The organism is Endozoicomonas sp. GU-1, assembly GCF_027366395.1.
Taxonomy (GTDB): domain Bacteria; phylum Pseudomonadota; class Gammaproteobacteria; order Pseudomonadales; family Endozoicomonadaceae; genus Endozoicomonas.
The window spans coordinates 542,733-559,050 of the sequence record NZ_CP114771.1 but is presented as its reverse complement, the minus strand read 5'-3'; the positions used below and the strand labels follow the sequence as shown (position 1 = coordinate 559,050).

The 16,318-nt window shown below is 51.6% G+C and carries 5 protein-coding genes; all 5 read left to right on the top strand.

Features of this window, described 5'->3' with window-relative positions:
* The first annotated feature begins 4 nt into the window (after positions 1 to 4).
* Positions 5 to 3,256, top strand: coding sequence for an RAP domain-containing protein (locus O3276_RS02520; protein ID WP_269674217.1), 3,252 nt, complete (start codon positions 5 to 7; stop codon positions 3,254 to 3,256).
* A gap of 156 nt (positions 3,257 to 3,412) precedes the next feature.
* Positions 3,413 to 6,403, top strand: coding sequence for an RAP domain-containing protein (locus O3276_RS02515; protein ID WP_269674216.1), 2,991 nt, complete (start codon positions 3,413 to 3,415; stop codon positions 6,401 to 6,403).
* A 156-nt stretch (positions 6,404 to 6,559) separates the two neighbouring features.
* The gene (locus O3276_RS02510) at positions 6,560 to 9,952 is read left to right on the top strand and encodes an RAP domain-containing protein (RefSeq protein ID WP_269674215.1); all 3,393 of its coding nucleotides are present in this window, start codon (positions 6,560 to 6,562) and stop codon (positions 9,950 to 9,952) included.
* 156 nt (positions 9,953 to 10,108) lie between these two features.
* The gene (locus O3276_RS02505; protein WP_269674214.1) at positions 10,109 to 13,096 is read left to right on the top strand and encodes an RAP domain-containing protein; all 2,988 of its coding nucleotides are present in this window, start codon (positions 10,109 to 10,111) and stop codon (positions 13,094 to 13,096) included.
* Between the two features lie 156 nt (positions 13,097 to 13,252).
* The gene (locus O3276_RS02500; RefSeq protein ID WP_269674213.1) at positions 13,253 to 16,312 is read left to right on the top strand and encodes an RAP domain-containing protein; all 3,060 of its coding nucleotides are present in this window, start codon (positions 13,253 to 13,255) and stop codon (positions 16,310 to 16,312) included.
* Positions 16,313 to 16,318 lie beyond the last annotated feature (6 nt).

Sequence of the window (16,318 nt, the reverse complement as noted above, 5' to 3'; positions counted from 1 at the left end):
AATTATGGATAGAAGATCTGCTGGTATCAGTGGTAAATACACAAGATCAGTTAATAATTACCACCAGCCGAATAACCATGCTCCTTCTTCAGGCCGTGGGCGATATAGACATGCCACAGTCAGACCATGGGATAATCCCCCCCGCACTGCGCCGGGTCGCCATGAATTTTACCATTCTTCTGGCACACGCTCTTCTCAACATCTACAGGGCCGTTCAGTAAACCCTGCTCAGGATTTTAATGCCCTCATCAAACAGGAAATAATGGCTGATCTGTTGAGTAAAGCGGATCGTTTCGGTCATCGCTATAATGGAAAAAATCACAGTCAATATGCCCTTTCAATTAAAAGATACACGTCAGCTGCTAAAAGACCGTTAAACCGGGCGGAACAAAGCCAGCTGATACGTATGCTGCAAAATTTTACCCCAACACGGCGTTGGGATTGGCGAAGCCTGACGACAACTCTTCATTCATTCACTTCAGCGGGTGTTTTTACTCCTTATAAACCCATGCATGAGCGTGTTCAGTTGACTCAAGCTGCCTTATTGTCAACTCTGCTTGATGCAATAATATTTAACTGCTACCAAAAACCTGGAGCCCGGAATATTGATGCCCGGGGAATCACCAATCTGCTGTGGGCCCTGGCGAAACTGGTGGACAACGGGCAGAAGCAGACACCAGAGTTCAAAAAGGCCGTGGCCGCCCTGTTGCCCCTTGTGAACGTACAGAAAGACCAATTTATTCCTCAGGGTATCGCCAACCTGCTGTGGGCCATGGCGAAACTGGTGGACAACGGGGAGTGGACACCAGAGATCAACGAGGCCGTGGCCACCCTGTTGCCCCTTGTGAACACACAGAAAGCTGACTTTAACCCACAGGAAATCTCTAACCTGCTGTGGGCCATGGCGAAACTGATGGACAGCGGGCAGGAGTGGACACCAGAGCTCAAGGAGGCCGTAGCAGTGCTACTGCCCCACGTGAACATACAGAAAGACCAATTTATTCCTCAGGGTATCACCAACCTGCTGTGGGCCATGGCGAAACTGGTGGACAACGGGCTGGAGCAGACACCAGAGCTCAACAAGGCCGTGGCCGCGTTGTTGCCCACCGTGAACACTCAAAAAGCTAACTTTAACCCACAGGAAATCACCAACCTGCTGTGGACCATGGCGAAACTGGTGGACAGCGGACAGGAGCGGACACCAGGGCTCAACGAGGCCATGGCTGCGCTGTTGCCCCATGTGCACGCACAGAAAGACCAGTTTAATGCCCAGGCCATTGTCATCCTCCTGTGGGCCATGGCGAAACTGGTGGACAACGGGCTGAAGCAGACACCAGGGCTCAAAGGGGCCGTGGCCGCCCTGTTGCCCCTCGTAAATGCACAGAAAAACCAGGTTAATCCCCAGGGCATTGTCAACCTGCTGTCGGCTATGGCGAAACTGGTGGAAAACGGGCTGGAGCGGACACCAGGGCTCAAAGAGGCGGTGGTGGTGCTGTTACCCCATGTGAACGCACAGAAAGGCCAATTTACTGCCCAGGGAATCGCCAACCTGCTGTGGGCCATGGCGAAACTGGTGGACTACGGGCTGAAACAAACATCAGGGCTCAAAGAGGCCGTGGCCGGGCTGTTGCCCCATGTGAACGCACAGCAAGACCAATTTAATCCTCAGAATATCGCCAACCTGCTGTGGGCCATGGCGAAACTGGTGGACAACGGGCAGAAGCAAACACCGGAGTTCAACGAGGCCGTTGTCGCGCTGTTGCCCCACGTGAGCGCAAAGAAAGACCAATTTAAGGCCCAGGGCATTGCCAACCTGCTGTGGGCCCTGGCGAAACTGGTGGACAACGGTCAGAAGCAGACTCCAGAACTCAAAGAGGCTGTGGCCTTGCTGTTGCCCCATGTAAACACACAAAAAGCTTGCTTTAAACCGCAGGAAATCACCAACCTGCTGTGGGCCATAGCGAAACTGATGGACAACGGGCAGGATCGGACACCAGAGCTCAACGAGGCCTTGACCACGCTAATGCCCCTCGTGAACGTAAAGAAAGCTAACTTAATACCACAAAGTATCGCCAACCTGCTGTGGGCCATGGCGAAACTTGCGGACTACGGGCAGGAGCGGACACCAGAGTTCAACGAGGCCGTGGCCACGCTGTTGCACTGCGTCAACGCACAGAAAGACCAATTTATTCTTCAGAATATCACCAACCTGCTGTGGGCCATGGCGAAACTTACGGACTACGGGCAGGAGCGGACACCAGAGTTCAACGAGGCCGTGGCCGCGCTGTTGCCCCGGGTGAGCGCACAGAAAGACCAGGTTATTCCTCAGCAGATCGCCAACCTGCTGTGGGCCATGGCGAAACTGGAGGACAACGGGCAGGGGCAGACACCAGGGCTCAACGAGGTCGTGGCAGCGTTGTTGCCCTGCGTGAACGCACAAAAAGACCAATTTATTCCTCAGCATATCGCCAACCTGCTGTGGACCATGGCAAAACTGGTGGACAACGCGCAAGAGCAGATACCTGGTCTCAACGAGGCCGTGGCCGCGTTGTTACCCCGGGTGTACGCACAGAAAGCTAACTTTAAACCAAAGGAAATCGCCAACCTGCTCTGGGCCACCGCGAAACTGGGTGAGCTCGTTGAGCTGGACGTGGTTACCTCTATTTTCAAATCGCTTGTCCACAAAATCAGTGAAAACCCTCTCTCCTCTAAGCAAGATATATTTATGTCTCTCTGGGGCGTAATGGTATGCTGTGCCAGGTTGTCTCTGGTCTCCAAAGCCAATAAAAATAACGTGCTTGAAAAGCACCTGGATGACCTGCTTACTCGCCTGGAAAATACCCCCCCGGACAATGAAAAGGATCAACGCGTCATTGCCATGGCCGCCAGTTGGCTTGGCAGACCGTTTCCGATCGTCCCCCATTACCGGGCAACCATTTCAGAACCTCAAACTTTCTTCCGTGATCAACTCCAATCACGCCTTCCCTCTTTGAAGATTGAAGAAGAAAAGCGTTTGAACTTATTACCTCCGGTTGACCTGTTTCTGCCAGAGCACAACATGGTGATTGAAATTCAGGGACCATTTCATTACGTGAATGGTGATTCCAAAACCAGGAATGGTTCGACTCTGCTGAAAATTGCACTGTTGCAAAAAGCAGGGTTTGAGGTCATTGAAATTCCGGTTAAACCGCGTTGGAACCAGGATTTAATGAAACCATTTATTGATCAAATAAAGAAGAGAACAAACAGCCAGTAATCGTCTCCCTGCCATCATGACTCAAGAACCGTTTTCACAATTCAGAGTAGAAGTTCTCCTCCAACCACTTGCGCGTATAGAGAGTTCAGCAAAATGAACTTCTGAACAGAACAGCAGTCTGCTTTTTATATTCTCATGAATTAATGAAATATAATTATGGATAGAAGATCTGCTGGTATCAGTGGTAAATACACAAGATCAGGTAATAATTATAACCAACCGAATAACCACGCCCCTTCTTCAGGGCGTGGGCGATATAGACATGCCACAGTCAGACCATGGGATAATCCCTCCCGCACAGCGCCGGGTCGCAATGAATTTTACCATTCTTCTGGGACACGCTCTTCTCAACATCTACAGGGCCGTTCAGTAAACCCTGCTCAGGATTTTAATGCCCTCATTAAACAGGAAATAATGGCTGATCTGGTGAGTAAATCGGATCATTTCGGTCATCGCTATGATGGGAGAAATCACGGGCAATATGCCAGTTTAATTAAAAAATACACGTCAGCTGCTGAAAGACCTTTAAATCAAGCGGAACAAAGCCAGCTGATGCGTTTACTGCAAAATTTCGCAGCAACACGGAGCTGGAATTGGCGAAGCCTGACGACAACACTGCATTCATTGACTTCAGCGGGTGTTTTTACCCTACATAAACCCATGGATGAGCGAGTTAAACTTACTCAGTCTGTGTTATTGTCAACGCTATTTGATGCAATAATATTTCACTGCAGCCAAACACCTCCAGCCAGGGATATTGATGCCCGGGGTGTCGCCAACCTGCTGTGGGCCATGGCAAAAATGATGGACAACGGGCAGGAACGGACACCAGAGTTCAACGAGGCCGTTGTCGCGCTGTTGCCCCACGTGAACGCACAAAAAGACCAACTTAAGGCCCAGGGCATTGCCAACCTGCTGTGGGCCATGGCGAAACTGGTGGACAACGGGCTGGAGCGGACACCAGGGCTCAAAGAGGCCTTAGCCACCCTGTTGCCCCACGTGAAGGCACAAAAAGACCAATTTAAAGCCCAGGCCATTGCCAACCTGCTGTGGGCCATGGCGAAACTGGTGGGCAACGGGCTGGAGCGGACACCAGGGCTCAAAGAGGCCTTAGCCGCCCTGTTGCCCCTCGTGAACGCACAGAAAAACCAACTTAATGCCCAGGGTATTGCCAACCTGCTGTGGGCCATGGCGAAACTGGTGGACAGCGAACTGGAGCGGACACCGGGGCTCAAAGAGGCCTTTGCCGCCCTGTTGCCCCTCGTGAGCGTACAGAAAAACCGACTTAATGCCCAGAACCTTGCCAACCTGCTTTGGGCCATGGCGAAACTGGTGGACAACGGGCTGGAGCAGACACTTGGGTTCAAAGAGGCCGTGGCCGCCCTGTTGCCCCTCGTGAACGCACAGACAGACCGATTTATTCCTCAGCATATCGCCAACCTGCTGTGGGCCCTGGCAAAACTGGTGGACAATGGGCAGGAGCAGACACTTGGGTTCAAAAAGGCCGTGGCCGCCCTGTTCCCCCTCGTGAACGCACAGAAAGACCGATTTATTCCTCAGCATATCGCCAACCTGCTGTGGGCCCTGGCGAAACTGGTGGACAATGGGCAGGAGCAGACACCGGGGCTCAACGGGGCCGTGGCCGCCCTGTTGCCTCTCGTGAACGCACAGAAAGACCAGTTTATTCCTCAGCATATCGCCAACCTGCTGTGGGCCATGGCGAAACTGGTGGACAATGGGCAGAAGCAGACACCGGGGCTCAACGGGTCCGTGGCCGCCCTGTTGCCCCTCGTGAAGGCACAGAAAAACCAACTTAATGCCCAGGGAATCGCCAACCTGTTGTGGGCCATGGCGAAACTGTTGGGCATCGGGCAGGAGCGGACACCAGAGCTCAACAAGGCCGTGGCCGCCCTATTGCCCCACGTGAACGCACAAAAAGACCAATTTATTGCCCAGCATGTTGCCAACCTGCTGTGGGTCATGGCGAAACTGGTGGACAATGGGCAGGAACAGACACCGGAGTTCAACGAGGCTGTAGCGGCACTGTTGCCCTGTGTGAACGCACAAAAAGACCAATTTAATGCCCGGGATCTCGCCAACCTGCTGTGGGCCATGGCGAAACTGGTGGACAACGAGCAGAAGCAGACACCCGGGCTCAACGAGGCCGTGGCCATGCTATTGCCCCACGTGAAAGTACAGAAAGCTGACTTTAAACCACAGGATATCGCCAACCTGCTGTGGGCCATGGCGAAACTGGTAGACAACAGGTACGAGCAGACAACAGAGTTCAACAAAACCGTGGCTGTGTTGTTGACCTGCGTGATCGTACAAAAAACTAACTTTAACCCACAGGAAATCGCTAACCTGCTGTGGGCCATGGCAAAACTGGTGGATAACGGGCAGGAGCAAATATCAGGGTTCTACGAGGCCGTGGCCGCGCTTTTGCACAAGGTGAACGCACAGGAAGACCAATTTAATGCCCGGGATATTGCCAACCTGCTGTGGGCCACGGCCAAACTGGGTGAACTCATTGAGCTGAACCTGGCTACCTCTTCGTTCGAATCGCTTGTCTATCGAATCAGTAAGAACCTTCAGTTTACTCAGGAAGAGATATCGATGTCTCTCTGGGGAGTCATGGTATGCTGCGCCAGGTTGGCTCTGGTCTCCAAAACCAGTAAAAGTAATGTGCTTGAAAAGCACATGGATGACCTGTTGACGCGCCTGGAAAATACCTCACCAGATAATGAAGAGGATCGATCCATCATGATCATGGCCTCAAGTTGGCTTGGCAGAGCGTGTCCGTTCGTCCGCCATTACCAGACAGCCATTTCAAAAACCCAAGCCGACTTCCGCAATCAACTCCAATCATGTCTGCCCTCTTTGAAGATTGAAGAAGAAAAGAGTTTGAACTCATTACCTCCGGTTGACCTGCTTCTGCCAGATCAAAGCATGGTGATTGAAGTTCAGGGACCGTCTCATTACGTGGGTGGTGATTTCAAAACCAGGAAAGGTTCAACGCTGCTGAAAATCGCACTGCTGCAAAAAGCAGGATTTGAGGTCATTGAAATCCCGGTTAACAGGCTTGGGAACCAGGCTTTAATGAAACCATTTATTGATCAAATAAAGAAGAGAACAAACAGCCAGTAATCGTCTCCCTGCCATCGTGACTCAGGAACCGTTTTTACAATTCAGAGTAGATGTTCTTCTCCAACCATTGGCGTTTATAAACCGTTCAGCAAAATGAACTTCTGAACAGAACCGCAGTCTGCTTTTTATATTCTCATGAATTAATGAAATATAATTATGGATAGAACCTCTGTTGGTTTCAGTGGCAAATACGCAAGACCAGGTAATGATTACACCCAACCGGATAATCATGCCACTTCTTCAAGGCATGGGCGATATAGACAGAGTACAGTCAGACAGCGGCATAATATCCCCCGCACAACCCCGGGGCGTAATGAATTTTACCATTCTTCTGGCGCACGCTCTTCTCAACATCTACAGCGCCGCTCAGTAAACCATGCTCAGGATTTTAATGCGCTCATCAAACAGGAAATAATGGATGATCTGTTGAGTAAATCGGATCATTTCGGTCATCGCTATAATGGAAAAAATCACAGCCAATTTGCCAGTTCAATTAAAGAATACACGTCAGCTGCTAAAAGACCGTTAAACCGGGCAGAACAAAGCCAGCTGATACGTATGCTGCAAAACTTTACCCCAACACGGAGCTGGAATTGGCGAAGCCTGACGACAACAATTCATTCATTGACTTCAGCGGGTGTTTTTACCTCTCATTACCCCATGGATGAGCGTGTTAAGCTTACTCAAGCTCACTTATTGTCAACGCTACTTGATGCAATAATATTTAACTGCCACCAAAAACCTCAAGCCAGGAATATTGATGCCCGGGGTATCGCCAACCTGCTTTGGGCCATGGCGAAACTGGTGGACAAAGGGCAGAAGCGGACACCAGAGTTCAACGAGGCCGTTGTCGCGCTGTTGCCCCACGTGAGCACAATGAAAGACCAATTTAAAGCCCAGGGCATTGCCAACCAGCTGTGGGCCATGGCGAAACTGGTGGACAACGGGCTGGAGCAGACACCAGAGTTCAAAGAGGCCATGGGTGCCCTGTTGACCCACGTGAACATACAGAAAGACCAATTCAATGCCCAGGGTATCGCCAACCTGCTGTGGGCCATGACGAAACTGGTGGACAACGGGGAGTGGACACCGGAGCTCAAAGAAGCCGTGGCCGTGCTGTTCCCCCATGTGAACGCACAGAAAGATCAATTTAATACCCAGAATATTGTCAACCTGCTGTGGGCCATGGCGAAACTGTCGGACAACGGGCAGAAGCGGACACCAGGGCTCAACGAGGCCGTGGCCGCCTTGTTGCCCCTCGTGAACGCACAGAAAGACCAACTTAATGCCCAGGGCATTACCAACCTGCTGTGGGCCATTACGAAACTGGTGGACAACGGGCTGGAGCGGACACCAGGGCTCAACGAGGCCGTGGTCGCCCTGATGCCCCTCGTGAACGCACAGAAAAACCAACTTAATGCCCGGGACATTGCCAACCTGCTGTGGGCCATTACGAAACTGGTGAACAACGGGCTGGAGCGGACACCAGGGCTCAACGAGGCCGTGGCCGCCCTGTTGCCTCTCGTGAACGCACAGAAAGACCAATTTATTCCTCAGCATATCGCCAACCTGCTGTGGACCATCGCGAAACTGGTGGAAAACGGGCTGGAGCGGACACCGGGAGTCAACGAGGCCCTGGTCGCGCTGTTCCCCCGGGTTAACGCACAGAAAGACCAATTTAATGTCCAGGATATCGCCAACCTGCTGTGGGCCATGGCGAAACTGGTGGACAACGAGCAAGAGTGGACACCAGGACTCAAAGAGACCGTGGCCGCCCTGTTGCCCCACGTGAACGTACAGAAAAATAAATTTAATGCCCAGGGAATCGCCAACCTGCTGTGGGCCATGGCGAAACTGGTGGACAATGGGCAGGAGCAGACACCGGGGCTCAACGGGGCCGTGGCCGCCCTGTTGCCTCTCGTGAACGCACAGAACGCACAGAAAGACCAATTTATTCCTCAGCATATCACCAACCTGCTGTGGGCCATGGCGAAACTGGTGGACAATGGGCAGAAGCAGACACCGGGGCTCAACGGGGCCGTGGCCGCCCTGTTGCCTCTCGTGAAGGCACAGAAAGACCAATTTATTCCTCAGCATATCGCCAACCTGCTGTGGGCCATGGCGAAACTGCTGGACAACGGGCTGGAGCAGACACCGGGGCTCAACAGGGCCGTGGTCGCCCTGTTGCCTCTCGTGAACGCACAAAAAGACCAATTTAGTGCCCAGGGAATCGCCAACCTGTTGTGGGCCATGGCGAAACTGTTGGACATCGGGCAGGAGTGGACATCAGAGCTCAACGGGGCTGTGGCCGCCTTGTTGCCCCACGTGAACACACAAAAAGACCAATTTATTGCCCAGCATGTTGCCAACCTGCTGTGGGTCATGGCGAAACTGGTGGACAATGGGCAGGAACAGACACCAGAGCTCAACGAGGCCGTAGCCGCACTATTGCCCTACGTGAACGCACAAAAAGACCAATTTAATGCCCGGGATCTCGCCAACCTGCTGTGGGCCATGGCGAAACTGGTGGACAACGAGCAGAAGCCGACACCCGGGCTCAACGAGGCCGTGGCCACGCTATTGCCCCACGTGAAAGTACAGAAAGCTAACTTTAAACCACAGGATATCGCCAACCTGCTGTGGGCCATGGCGAAACTGGTAGACAACAGGTACAAGCAGACACCAGAGTTCAACAAAACCGTGGCTGTGCTGTTGAGCTGCGTGATCGTACAAAATGCTAACTTTAACCCACAGGAAATCGCTAACCTGCTTTGGGCCATGGCAAAACTGGTAGATAACGGGCAGGAGCAAACATCAGGGCTCTACGAGGCCGTGGCCGCGCTGTTGCACCGGGTGAACGCACAGGAAGACCAATTTAATGCCCGGGATATTGCCAACCTACTGTGGGCCACGGCCAAACTGGGTGAACTCATTGAGCTGAACGTGGCTACCTCTGCGTTCGAATCGCTTGGCTATCGAATCAGTAAGAACCTTCAGTTTACTCAGAAAGAGATATCGATGTCTCTCTGGGGGGTAATGGTATGCTGTGCCAGGTTGTCTCTAGTCGCCAATGCCAATAAAAATAATGTACTTGAAAAGCACATGGATGACCTGTTGACTCGCCTGGAAAATAACTCGCCAGATAATGAAGAGGACCAATCCATCATGATCATGGCCTCAAGCTGGCTTGGCAGAGCGTGTTCGTTCACCCCCCATTACCAGACAGCCATTTCAAAAACACAAGCTGACTTCCGCAATCAACTCCAATCATGCATGCCCTCTTTGAAGATTGAAGAAGAAAAGAGTCTGAACTCATTACCTCCGGTTGACCTGTTACTGCCAGATCACAACATGGTGATTGAAGTTCAGGGACCGTCTCATTACGTGGGTGGTGATTTCAACACCAGAAAGGGTTCGACTCTGCTGAAAATCGCACTGCTGCAAAAATCAGGATTTGAGGTCATTGAAATCCCGGTTAACCAGCTTTGTAACCAGGATTTAATGAAACCATTTATTGATCAAATAAAGAAGAGAACAAACCGCCAGTAATCGTCTCCCTGCCATCAAGACTCAGGAACCGTTTTCACAATTCAGAGTAGATGTTCTTCTCCAGCCACTAGCGTTTATAAACCGTTCAGCAAAATGAACTTCTGAACAGAACCGCAGTCTGCTTTTTATATTCTCATGAATTAATGAAATATAATTATGGATAGAAGATCTGCTGGTATCAGTGGTAAATACACAAGATCAGTTAATAATTACAACCAACCGAATAACCATGCCCCTTCTTCAGGGCGTGGGCGATATAGGCATGCCACAGTCAGACCATGGGATCATCCCACCCGCACTGCACCGGATCGCAATGAATTTTACCATTCTTCTGGCACACGCTCTTCTCAACATCTACAGTGCCGTTCAGTAAACCCTGCTAAAGATTTTAATGCCCTCATCACACAGGAAATAATGGATGATCTGGTGAGAAGATCGGATCGTTTCGGTCATCGCTATAATGGAAAAAATCACAGTCACTTTGCCTGTTCAATTAAAGAATACACGTCAGCTGCTAAAAGACCGTTAAACCGGGCAGAACAAAGCCAGTTGATAAGTATGCTGCAAAACTTTACCCCAACACGGAGCTGGAATTGGCGAAGCCTGACGACAACACTTCATTCATTGACTTCAGCGGGTGTTTTTACCCCTCATTACCCCATGGATGAGCGTGTTAAGCTTACTCAAGCTCACTTATTGTCAACGCTACTTGATGCAATAATATTTAACTGCTGCCAAAAACCTCAAGCCAGGAATATTGATGCCCGGGGTATCGCCAACCTGCTGTGGGCCATGGCGAAACTGGTGGACAACGGGCAGAAGCAGACACCGGAGTTCAACGAGGCCGTTGTCGCGCTGTTGCCCCACGTGAGCGCAATGAAAGACCAATTTAAGGCCCAGGGCATTGCCAACCTGCTTTGGGCCATGGCGAAACTGGTGGACAACGGGCTGGAGCAGACACAAGAGTTCAAAGAGGCCATGGGTGCCCTGTTGACCCACGTGAACATACAGAAAGACCAATTCAATGCCCAGGGTATCGCCAACCTGCTGTGGGCCATGACGAAACTGGTGGACAACGGGGAGTGGACACCGGAGCTCAAAAAAGCTGTGGCCGCGCTGTTCCCCCATGTGATCGCACAGAAAGATCAATTTAGTACCCAGAATATTGTCAACCTGCTGTGGGCCATGGCGAAACTGGTGGACAACGGGCAGAAGCAGACAGCAGAGTTCAACGAAGCTGTAGCCGCGCTGTTGCACCATGTGAACGGACAAAAAGATAACTTTAAACCACAGGGTATCGCCAACCTGCTGTGGGCCATGGCGAAACTGGTGGACAACGGGCTGGAGCGGACACCAGGGCTCAACGAGGCCGTGGCCGCGCTGTTGCCCTACGTGAACGCACAGAAAGACCAATTTAGTGCCCAGCATATTGCCAACCTGCTGTGGGCCCTGGCGAAACTGGTGGACAACGACCAGGAGCGGACACCGGGGTTCAACGAGGCCGTGGCTGCGCTGTTGCCCAATGTGAACGCACAGAAAGACCAATTTATTCCTCAGCATATCGCCAACCTGCTGTGGGCCATGGCGAAACTGGTGGACAATGGGCAGGAGCAGACACCAGGGCTCAACGAAGCCCTGGTCACGCTGTTGCCCCGGGTGAACGCACAGAAAACCCAATTTCATGTCCAGTTTATTGCCAACCTGCTTTGGGCCATGGCGAAACTGGTGGACAACGGGCTGGAGCAGACACCAGCACTCAACGAGGTCGTGGCCACGCTATTGCCCCTGGTGATCGCACAGAAAGCTAACTTTACACCACAGGAAATCACCAACCTGCTGTGGGCCATGGCGAAACTGGTGGACAACGGGCAGGAGCGGACACCAGAGCTCAACGAGGCCATGGCCGCGTTGTTGCCCCACGTGAGCGCACAGAAAGCCAACTTTACACCACAGGGTATTGCCAATCTGCTGTGGGCCATGGCGAAACTGGTGGACAACGGGCAGGAGTCGACATCAGAACTCAATGAGGCCGTGACCTCACTGTTGCCCTACGTGAATGCACAGAGAGCTACCTTTAAACCACAAGGTATCGCCAACCTGCTGTGGGCCATGGCGAAACTGGTGGACAACGGGCAGGAGACGACACCAGAACTCAACGAGGCCGTGACCGCACTGTTGCTCCACGTGAATGCACAGAGAGCTACCTTTAAACCACAAGAGATCGCCAACATGCTATGGGCCATGGCGAAACTGGTGGACAACGGACTGGAGCAGACACCAGCGCTCAACGAGGCTGTGGCCACGCTGTTGCCTCACGTGAACGCACAGAAAGACCAATTTATTCCTCAGCACATCGTCAACCTGTTGTGGGCCATGGCGAAACTGGTGGACAACAGGCAGGAATGGACACCAGAGTTCAAAGCAGTCGTGGCAGCACTGTTACCCCACGTGAGCACACGGAAAGCTCACTTTACACCACAGGGTATCGCCAACCTGCTGTGGGCCATGGCGAAACTGGGTGAACTCGTTGAGCTGAATATGGTTACCTCTACATTGGAATCGCTTGTCTACCGAAGCAGTGCAAACCCTCAGCTCTCAAGGCAAGATATATCAATGTGTCTCTGGGGCGTAATGGTATGCTGTGCCAGGTTGTCTCTAGACTCCAATGCTAATAAAAATAGTTTGCTTGAAAAGCACATGGATATCCTGTTGACTCGCCTGGAAAATACATTCCCAGATAATGAAGAGGATCAAACCACCATTGCCATGGCCGCCAGTTGGCTTGGCAGAACGTGTCCGTTCAACCCCCATTACCAGACAATCGTTTCAAAACGTCAATCCGACTTCCGCAATCAACTCCAATCCTGTATGCCCTCTTTGAAGATTGAAGAAGAAAAGAGTTTGAACTCATTGCCTCCGGTTGACCTGTTACTGCCAGATCACAACATTATTATTGAAGTTCAGGGGCCGTTTCATTACGTGAATGGTGATTTCAAAACCAGGAAAGGTTCGACTCTGCTGAAAATCGCACTGTTGCAAAAAGCAGGGTTTGAAGTCATTGAAATCCCGGTTAACCAGCTTCGTAACCAGGATTTAATGAAACCATTGATTGACCAAATAAAGAAGAGAACAAACAGCCAGTAATCGCCTCCCGGCCATCATGACTCAGGAACCCTTTTCACAATTCAGAGTAGGTGCTCTCCTCCAACCACTTGCATTTATAAACCGTTCAGCAAAATGAACTTCTGAACAGAACCGCAGTCTGCTTTTAATATTCTCATGAATTAATGAAATATAATTATGGATAAAAGATCTGCTGGTATCAGTGGTAATTACACCAGATCAGGTAATGATTACAACCAACCGAATAACCGCGTCCCTTCTTCAGGACGTGGACGATATAGACATGCCACAGTCAGACCATGGGATAATCCCCCCCGCACTGCACCGGATCGCAATGAATTTTACCATTCTTCTGGCTCACGCTCTTCTCAACACCTACAGTACCGTTCAGTAAACCCTGCTGAAGATTTTAATGCCCTCATCACACAGGAAATAATGGATGATCTGTTGAGTAAATCGGATTATTTCGGTCATCGCTATAATGGAAAAAATCACGGTCAATTTGCCAATTCAATTAAAGAATACACGTCAGCTGCTAAAAGACCGTTAAACCGGGCGGAACAAAGCCAGCTGATTCATTTGCTGCAAAACTTTACCCCAACACGGCGTTGGGATTGGCGAAGCCTGACGACAACACTTCATTCATTGACTTCAGCGGGTGTTTTTACCCCTCATTACCCCATGGATGAGCGCGTTAAGCTTACTCAAGCTCACTTATTGTCAACGCTACTGGATGCAATAATATTTAACTGCTGCCAAAAACCTCAAGCCAGGAATATTGATGCCCGGGGTATCGCCAACCTGCTTTGGGCCATGGCGAAACTGGTGGACAAAGGGCAGAAGCAGACACCGGAGTTCAACGAGGCCGTTGTTGCGCTGTTGCCCCACGTGAGCGCAATGAAAGACCAATTTAAGGCCCAGGGCATTGCCAACCTGCTGTGGGCCATGGCGAAACTGGTGGACAACGGGCTGGAGCCGACACCAGGACTCAACGAGGCCGTGGTCGCCCTGTTGCCCCACGTGAAGGCACAGAAAGACCAATTTAAGGCCCAGGGCATTGCCAACCTGCTGTGGGCCATGGCGAAACTGGTGGACAACGGGCTGGAGCGGACACCCGGGCTCAAAGAGGCCTTAGCCGCCCTGTTGCCCCTCGTGAACGTACAGAAAAACCAACTTAATGCCCAGGGCATTGCCAACCTGTTGTGGGCCATGGCGAAACTGGTGGACAACGAGCTGGAGTGGACTCCAGGGCTCAAAGAGGCCGTGGTAGCCCTGCTGCCCCTCCTGGACGCACAGAAAAACCGACTTAATGCCCAGAACATTGCCAACCTGCTGTGGGCCATGGCGAAACTGGTGGACAACGGGCTGGAACAGACACCAGAGTTCAAAGAGGCCGTGGCCGCCCTGTTGCCCCACGTGAACGCACAGAAAAACCAATTTATTCCTCAGGGTATCACCAACCTGTTGTGGGCCATGGCGAAACTGGTGGACCACGGGCTGGAGCAGACACCAGGGCTCAACGAGGCCGCGGCCGCTCTGTTGCCTCTCGTCAACGCACTGAGAGACCATTTTATTCCTCAACATATCGCCAACCTGTTGTGGGCCATAGCGAAACTTGTGGACAATGGGCTGGAGCAGACACCAGAGCTCAACGAGGCCGTGGCCGCCCTGTTGCCCCTCGTGCACGCACAGAAAAACCAACTTAATGCCCAGGGCATTGCCAACCTGCTGTGGGCCATTACGAAACTGGTGAACAACGGGCAGGAGTGGACACCAGAGTTCAATGCGGCCGTGGCCGCCCTGTTGCCCCTCGTGAACGCACAGAAAAACCAACTTAATGCCGTGGGAATCGGCAAACTGTTGTGGGCCATGGCGAAACTGGTGGACATCGGGCAGGAGCAAACACCAGAGCTCAAGGAGGCCGTGGCCGCCCTGTTGCCCCTCGTGAACACACAAAAAGACCAATTTAATGCCCAGCATGTTGCCAACCTGCTGTGGGTCATGGCGAAACTGGTGGACAATGGGCTGGAGCAGATACCCGGGCTCAACGAGGCACTGGTCGCACTGTTGACCCGGGTGAACACACAGAAAGACCAATTTAATGTCCGGGATATCGCCAACCTGCTGTGGGCCATGGCAAAACTGCTGGGCAACGAGCAGAAGCCGACACCCGGGCTCAACGAGGCCGTGGCCACGCTACTGCCCCACGTGAAAGTACAGAAAGCTAACTTTAAACCACAGGATATCTCCAACCTGTTGTGGGCCATGGCGAAACTGGTAGACAACAGATATGAGCAGACACCAGAGTTCAACGAAACCGTGGCTACGCTGTTGACCTGCGTGATCGTACAAAAAGCTAACTTTAACCCACAGGAAATCGCCAACCTGCTGTGGGCCATGGCAAAACTGGGGGATAACGGACAGGAGCAAACACCAGGGCTCAACGTGGCCGTAGCTGAGCTGTTACACCGGGTGAACGCACAGGAAGAGCAATTTATTGCCCAGCATGTTGCCAACCTGCTGTGGGCCACGGCCAAACTGGGTGAACTCATTGAGCTGAACCTGGCTACCTCTGCGTGCGAATCGCTTGTCTATCGAATCAGTGAGAACCTTGAATTTTCCAGGGAAGAGATATCAATGTCTCTCTGGGGAGTCATGGTATGCTGTGCCAGGCTGGCTCTGGACTCCAATGCCAATAAAAATAACGTTTTTGAAAAGCACATGGATGACCTGTTGACTCGCCTGAAAAATAAATCGCCGCATGATGAAGAGGATCAATCCACCATGATCATGGCCTCAAGTTGGCTTGGCAGAGCGTGTCCGGTCGTCCGCCATTACCAGACAGCCATTTCAAAAACCCAGGCCGAATTCCGCCATCAACTCCAATCATGTATGCCCTCTTTGAAGATTGAAGAAGAAAAGAGTTTGAACTCATTGCCTCCGGTTGACCTGTTACTGCCAGATCACAACATGGTGATTGAAGTTCAGGGACCGTCTCATTACGTGGGTGGTGATTTCAACACCAGGAAAGGTTCGACTCTGCTGAAAATCGCACTGCTGCAAAAATCAGGATTTGAGGTCATTGAAATCCCGGTTAACCAGCTCAGGAGCCAGGATTCAATGAAACTATATATTGATCAAATAAAAACCAGGGTAAAGATCAAACCACAGGGTCATGGCTCTGTGTCACTTAAAAGCGGTTCGGCAGATGAGAAATACGGCACTGCTTATATATAAACATTT